The sequence below is a fragment of the Streptomyces sp. NPDC050732 genome, assembly GCF_040654255.1.
Classification (GTDB): Bacteria; Actinomycetota; Actinomycetes; order Streptomycetales; family Streptomycetaceae; genus Streptomyces.
Map to the genome: position 1 here is coordinate 76,398 of NZ_JBFAHP010000038.1, position 7,036 is coordinate 83,433.

Sequence of the window (7,036 nt, forward strand, 5' to 3'; positions counted from 1 at the left end):
GACCACCCTTACCGTCGAATGCATGACGCATATCGACGCGGGCGCCGAGCTCGACCCGGTCCACCCGGTGCCGCCACCCAAAGGGCGGGCCACCGGCCTGACCACCGCGGAGGTCGCCGAGCGGGTCGCCCGCGGCGAGGTCAACGACGTACCGGTCCGCAGCTCCCGCTCCCTGGGCGAGATCATCCGGGCCAACGTCTTCACCCGCTTCAACGCGATCATCGGCGTGCTCTGGGTGATCATGCTCTTCGTGGCGCCGATCCAGGACAGCCTCTTCGGCTTCGTCATCGTCGCCAACACCGGCATCGGCATCATCCAGGAGTGGCGCGCCAAGAAGACCCTGGACTCGCTCGCCGTCATCGGCGAGGCGAAACCCACCGTCCGGCGCGACGGCAGGGCCGCGGAGATCTCCACCTCCGAGATCGTCCTCGGCGACGTGGTGGAGCTCGGCCCCGGCGACAAGATCCCGGTGGACGGCGAGGCCGTCGAGACCGACAGCCTGGAGGTCGACGAGTCGCTCCTCACCGGTGAGGCCGACCCGGTCGTCAAGAAGCCCGGCGACAGGATGATGTCCGGCTCGTTCGTGGTCGCGGGCGGCGGCGCCTTCACCGCCACCAAGGTCGGCCGCGAGGCGTACGCCGCACAGCTCGCCGAAGAGGCCAGCCGCTTCACGCTCGTCCACTCCGAGCTGCGCTCCGGCATCTCCACGATCCTCAAGTACGTGACGTGGCTGATGGTCCCCACCTCCATCGGCCTGGTGATCTCCCAGCTCGTCGTCAAGGACGACAACTTCAAGGAGTCCATCGCGTACACCGTGGGCGGGATCGTCCCCATGATCCCCGAGGGACTCGTCCTCCTCACCTCCGTGGCCTTCGCGATCGGCGTGATCCGCCTCGGCCGCCAGCAGTGCCTCGTGCAGGAACTCCCCGCCATCGAGGGCCTGGCCCGCGTCGACACGGTCTGCCTCGACAAGACCGGCACCCTCACCGAGGGCGGCATGGACGTCACAGAGCTGCGCCCCCTGAACGGCAGCGACGAGGCGTACGTCCGCAAGGTCCTCGGCGCCCTCGGCGAGTCCGACCCGCGGCCCAACGCCTCGCTCCAGGCGGTCATCGACGCCTACCCGGACGCCGAGGAATGGCGCTGCACGGAGTCCCTGCCCTTTTCCTCCGCCCGCAAGTACAGCGGCGCCTCCTTCAGCGAGGGCGACGGCACCGACTCGACCTGGCTGCTCGGCGCGCCCGACGTCCTGCTGCCCGACGGCGACGCGTCCCTCGCCGAGATCGAGGAGCTCAACCAGCAGGGCCTGCGCGTCCTGCTCCTCGCCCGCGCGAGCGGCGCCCTCGACGACCCCGACGTCGCCTCCGGGGCCCGGGCCACCGCGCTCGTCGTCCTCGAACAGCGCCTTCGCCCCGACGCCGCCGACACCCTGCGCTACTTCGAGGAGCAGGACGTCGCCGCCAAGGTCATCTCCGGTGACAACGCCGTCTCGGTGAGCGCGGTCGCCGGCAAGCTCGGCCTGCCCGGCGCGGAGAACACCGTGGACGCGCGCAAGCTGCCCACCGAGCGGGACGAGATGGGGCAGGCCCTCGACGACAACTCCGTCTTCGGCCGCGTCACCCCGCAGCAGAAGCGCGACATGGTGGGCGCGCTCCAGTCACGCGGCCACACGGTCGCGATGACCGGCGACGGCGTCAACGACGTCCTGGCCCTGAAGGACGCCGACATCGGTGTGAGCATGGGTTCGGGCTCGGAGGCCACGCGGGCGGTCGCCCAGATCGTGCTCCTCAACAACAGCTTCGCGACGCTGCCGTCCGTCGTCGCCGAGGGCCGCCGCGTCATCGGCAACATCACCCGCGTCGCCACGCTGTTCCTGGTCAAGACCGTCTATTCGGTGATCATCGCGCTGCTGGTGGTCTGCTCGCAGGTCGAGTACCTCTTCCTGCCGCGCCACCTGACGCTGCTCTCCACCCTGACGATCGGCGTCCCCGCCTTCTTCCTCGCCCTCGCCCCCAACAAGGAGCGCGCGAAGCCGCACTTCGTCCGCAGGGTCATGCGGTACGCGATCCCGGGCGGCGTCATCGCGGGCGTCGCCACCTTCGCGACGTATCTGCTCGCCCGGCACCACTACGAGGGCGCGGGCGCGCGGGAAGCCGAGACCAGCGCGGCGACCCTGGCGCTGTTCCTGATCGCCATGTGGGTGCTCGCCATCATCGCCCGCCCCTACACGTGGTGGCGGATCGGCCTCATCGGCGCGATGGGTCTCGGCTTCCTGCTCGTCCTGACCGTGCCCTGGCTCCAGGACTTCTTCCAGCTGAAGCTGGTGGGCACGACGATGCCGTGGGCGGCGGTCGCGATCGCGGCGGTGGCCTCACTGGCTGTCGAGGTCGTCTACCGCGTGGTGGACCGCCGCTTCCCCGCCTGACGGCGGGCGGCTACTGCTCGGCGTCGACTACTGGACGTCGACGAAGTCGCTGGCGGACGTCACGGACGGGGTCGTGGAGGTGCCCGCGAAGACGTAGCGGTAGTAGCCGTCGGCGGAGGCCGTCACCGTGGTCTTCAGGTTGCCCTTGGTGTCGGACTTGACCGTCTTGAGCGTCGTGTAGCTGGTGGCGCCCTTCTTCTTGTACTGCAGCTTCACGTCCTGCTTGGTGTAGCCGGCGTACTTGTAGGTCTCCCAGTTGGCGCGGGTCAGGGCGCCGGTGACCGTGAGGGTCTTGCCCTTCTTGATGGGCTCGGGGGAGGCGTTGGTGGTGAGCTTGGCGGCGCGCAGGACGCTGGCGTCGGACTTGTACGAGTCGCCCTCGACCGAGTCGCCGTCGTTGGCGACCACGGAGGCGTAGACCTTCCAGCCGCCGCCGGCGGCGGTGTTCGAGAAGATGTCCACCTTCGGGTCGGCGACGACGGTGACGGTGCAGGTCGAGGTGGTCGCGTTCACGACCGTGCACTTGCCCTCGAAGTCGTCCGGGGAGAGGACGGCGTCAGCGGACTGCGAGTCCGGGCCGTGCCACAGGAAGGCGCTGCCCGCCGCGATGCCCTCCGGGTCGGTCGCGGTGACGGCGACGGTGAACTTCTTCTTCTCGGTGGTGCCGATCGTGACGTCCTTGCCACCGTTGACGGTGACCTTGGTGATCTTGGTGTCGCCGTCGGTGCCGACGCTCGCGACCTTGGCGACGGAAGCGGCGAACTTCGGGGCGTCCGGGCCGTCGGCGGCCTGGGCAGCCGGGACAGCGAGTGCGGACAGGGCCAGGGTGCCGGACAGTGCGGCCACGGTGGCACGGATGCGCATGTGTTTCCCCAGTTGGAGAAGGGGGCCTCGCGGTGCATTGCCGTCACGCGAGGCCCGAGTGATCTAGGAGTCTGTTGACTCGCAAGATCAGACTCGCCACTGAAGCGAACGGTTGTACGACGAGTAAAGAAAATGTGACCGAGTTGTGGAATGCCCTGTTCCGCCCCTATGTGCCAGGGCGGAACAAGGTGGCGGAACAAGACATTCCGGAATAAGGCATTCCGGAGGATGGCGCGTCAGTCGAACCAGCGGTCCCGTGCCAACTCCGCCGTCCGTGACGGATCTTCGAGGAGGGCCGCCACCTCGAAGCGGCGCGGCCACTGACCCGCCGCCCAGGCGAGACCCGCCGCGACACCCTCCACGGTCGCCGCGTGCACGACCCCGTCCGGGGTGCGCCGCCAGTCCAGCTCCACGCCACCGGCGACCAGTTCGTCGTACTCGACGTACGTGTGCGGGGTCGCGGAACCCAGCAGGGTCCGCACGGGCTCGGGCACCTCGTGCTCGACACCCTCCCCCACCGGCTCCACGGCCGCCGTCTCGCTCAGCCGCCGCACCTGGAACAGATCTGCCAGGTCGCCCGCCTTGCGCGGCTCCACCGGCAGCAACGCCACACCGCCGGCCAGCGGCAGCAGGTCCGGGGCGTCGGCGACGACCGCGTCCGCCGCGTCGACCACCACGACCTCGCCGTCCACCACCGCGCGCAGCTCGTCCGGGAGGGTCACCTGCTCCGGGTCGAGATCGGCCAGCGCCCCGTACAGGGCATGCAGTTGGGCGGTGGAGACGGGCCTGTCCGGGTCCGCGAGCCGGTCGAGCAGTTCGGCCGCGCCGCCCGGCTCCGCCAGGAGGGCGGCCACGGACGTCCGTACGCCCAGCGCCCGCAGCACCTGCTCGTCGCCGAACCCGGACGCGTCCGCCGCGTCGTAGAGCCCGGCGAGCAGCGGATCACCGCCCGCCGCGCGCAGCCCGGCGGGCCGGCGGCCGCCGAGGACCGGGTGGCCGCGCAGCCACCACGCGGTGTACGAACGGACCGTCTCCGTCGTCCCGTCCGGCAGCAGCACCCGCAGCGGCTGCGTCAGCGCGTCCCGCAGCGGCGGCTGCGACAGCATCGCCAGCGCCTGCGGCCAGCAGTCGTCGTCGACCAGGTCGAGATCCCGTACGGCGACGATCTCCGTGGCCACCGGCGGCACCGGAGTGTCCGGCAACCGGTCGAGGACGTCCTCGCACCACACGTCCACGGCGTCGAGCAGACCCGCGTCGTCCGGCTCGGCGAAGTCGCCGTCGCGGGGCTCCAGTTCGTCGGGGTCGAGGACGACATCGGTGGCGCGTACGAGAGCGAACGTGGCGAGCACACCACAGGCGGCAAGCGGCTGCTCCCCCCACCGCTCCGCCACCTCCTCATCCACGAGCGCCAGTTCGTCCTCCCGCATGACCTGCGCGAAAGGACTGCCCGGCAGCACGAGCTCGCCCGCCGGGGAGAGCTCACCGTCCTCGTCGGGCAGCGCGAGGGCGGCAAGCCACGGCTCGTCGCCCGGGGCCAGGTTCGCGTCCCGGACGAGCGCGAGCACGACGTCCGCCAACTCCTCGGCGTCCAGCGCGTCCTCGTCCCACGTGTCGTCGTCGAGGGACGCGGCCACGGCGGCCCGGACCTGCGGCGTCGTGAGGACGGCGCGCGGCGTCGCGGGCAGCGCGCCGAGCTTCTCCAGGAGCGGGTGGACGGCGTCCGGATGGGCGACCTTAAGGCCGAGGCGGGCCAGGGACGCCGGATCGCGCTCGTCCCCGGCGGCGGGAAGCAGAACCTGCCGGGGCCCGATCGTCGTACGCCCTCCCCCAGAGCCGAAAGCCTGGGAGGTGCCCCCAGCCAACGGCACCGGCAGCCCGGACAGCCGGTCCGGGTCGACCCCCGCCAACGTCTCGTACAACCGCCGCCACCAGCCCGGCTCCCGCTCCAGACCCGCGAGACGGTCGACCGCCTCGGTCAGCGGAACACGCGCGACCCCGAGCGTGCGCAGCTCCGCGCGGCGCTCCAGACCCGCCGGCAGCAGGCTCGGCAGCACCTCGGCGAGCACCCGGACGGTCTCGGCGCCGGCGCCCTCCACGACCTCCGCGTCCCGCGGCCGCAGAACCTCCGGCAGCTCGTCCTCGTCGTCCTCGGCGCGGGGCAGGGCCGGCGGCAGGAAGGCGGTGCGCGGCAGCCGGTCCAGGATGGCCTGCCGCAGCGCGCCGTCCAGCTCGCTCCGCCCGAGCGGACCCGGCACGAGCGAGATGATCTCCTCCGTGACCGGCCGCCAGTCGGCGAGCAGCTCCACATACGCCTCCGCGGCCCGCTCCACCAGGAAGTCGGTCAACGGCCCCGGAGCCGCGTGCCGCCGCGCGGTGTCCAGCGGGAACGACGCGAGGAGCAGCGCCGGTACGCCCAACGGCTCGTCGCTCGGCGTCGGCGCGTGCACGACGGGGCTCGTCCTGGGCCGCTCCGGAGCACCGTCACCGTCCGCCGGCACGGCCCACGTCACGGACCAGTGCGGGCGCAGCCGCTCCTCGACGGGCCGGTCCTTCAGCAGGGCGGCGTCGAGCGGCCCCTGCCGGCTGACGGTGCGCCAGCGGGTCGTGCCCTCCCGGCTGTCCTCGACGACCGTGTACGGGGCCTCGGTCCGGCGGCGCAGGGTGCGGGTCGCCCCGTCCGGCGTCTCGACGCTGACCTCCTCCAGGCCCGGCAGGGCGAGGAGCAGCGCGTCGTCGACCCCGTCGAGCAGCCGCGCCACGAGGTCCTCCGCGGCGGCGTCGCGCAGCGGCAGGATGACGACCGTGTCATAGCCGGCGGGGGCGGTGCCCTCGGCGGCGAACGGGAGCCGGAGCAGCGGGACGTGGCCGTCCCGCCGCCGTACCTCGTCCCCGAGGCCCGGGCTGAACCTGGCCGTCTCCGCGGCGAGTTCCCGCGCCTCGTCGAGCGACCAGCGGACACCGCCGGTACGCCCGACGACGGCGGGCTCGTCGCTGACGGCGAGCACGGCGGCGAATCCGACGCCGAACCGTCCGACGCTCTGCGCCTGTCCCTGCGCCTGCGCCGGGGTCTCCTCCCGCTTCGCGGAGGCGCGGAGGGTGGAGAGCGACTCGACCCCGGCGGCGTCGAGCGGCGCGCCGGTGTTCGCCGCGGCGAGGACCCCGCCGCGCAACGTCAGCGCCAGCCGCCCCGGCACGCCCGCGCGGGCGGCGGCGTCCGAGGCGTTCTGGGCGAGCTCCACGACGAGCCGGTCGCGGTAGCCGCCGAGGGCGAGGTCCTCCTCGGCGTTGGCGTCCTCACGGAAACGGGCCGGCGCCGCCGCCCACGCGTCGAGGACTCCGCGGCGGAGGCGGGCGGTGCCAAAGGGATCAGTACCCTCGGCCGCCGGCCGCACGGTCTTGCTCACGGTCGACTGTCTCCTCTTGTGGTGGCTTTCGGCGCGTGCTTTGTGCTTTGCCTCGGCGTCTGCCTTGGCGCCTGGCGCTTGGCCTGCGGGTGGTGCTTGGTGCTTGGCCTGCGGGCGAACGGTACCGCGTCTCGCCGGGGGCGTCGGGGGATGGAGGGGGGCCGGGGGCTGCCTCTCCGCCGCCGCTTCGCCGCTCCGCTCCGCGGGGTACGCGTGTTGCGCCGCTTCGCGGCGAGCTTTCCCACCCACCCACCCACCCACCCGTTTGCCCCGCACCGCAGCGTGGACGTATGGCGCCGCTGCGCGACGGAGGGGTGGGCCGGCTTCCCGCAGCCCGTGCGGC

General features: G+C 72.4%; 3 protein-coding genes. 1 reads left to right on the forward strand and 2 read right to left on the reverse strand.

The window, feature by feature from the left end; translation table 11 throughout:
- Positions 1-22 precede the first annotated feature (22 nt).
- Positions 23-2,425 carry a cation-translocating P-type ATPase gene (locus AB0H82_RS29620; RefSeq protein WP_362998078.1) on the forward strand — a complete coding sequence of 801 codons (2,403 nt, stop codon included), beginning with the start codon at positions 23-25 and terminating at the stop codon, positions 2,423-2,425.
- A 27-nt stretch (positions 2,426-2,452) separates the two neighbouring features.
- On the opposite strand, the gene AB0H82_RS29625 is transcribed toward AB0H82_RS29620, so the two are convergent.
- Together AB0H82_RS29625 and AB0H82_RS29630 are read right to left on the reverse strand one after the other, a co-directional pair.
- The gene (locus AB0H82_RS29625; protein WP_362998080.1) at positions 2,453-3,289 is read right to left on the reverse strand and encodes a calcium-binding protein; all 837 of its coding nucleotides are present in this window, start codon (positions 3,287-3,289) and stop codon (positions 2,453-2,455) included.
- A 236-nt stretch (positions 3,290-3,525) separates the two neighbouring features.
- Entirely contained in the window at positions 3,526-6,693 is a 3,168-nt protein-coding gene (locus AB0H82_RS29630) for a molecular chaperone Hsp90 (RefSeq protein WP_362998082.1), read from the reverse strand.
- Positions 6,694-7,036 lie beyond the last annotated feature (343 nt).

Coding starts and splice junctions, on each gene's coding strand:
- AB0H82_RS29625 (WP_362998080.1), bottom strand. CDS start 3,289: ATGCGCATCCGTGCCACCGTGGCCGCACTGTCCGGCACCCTGGCCCTG.
- AB0H82_RS29620 (WP_362998078.1), top strand. CDS start 23: ATGACGCATATCGACGCGGGCGCCGAGCTCGACCCGGTCCACCCGGTG.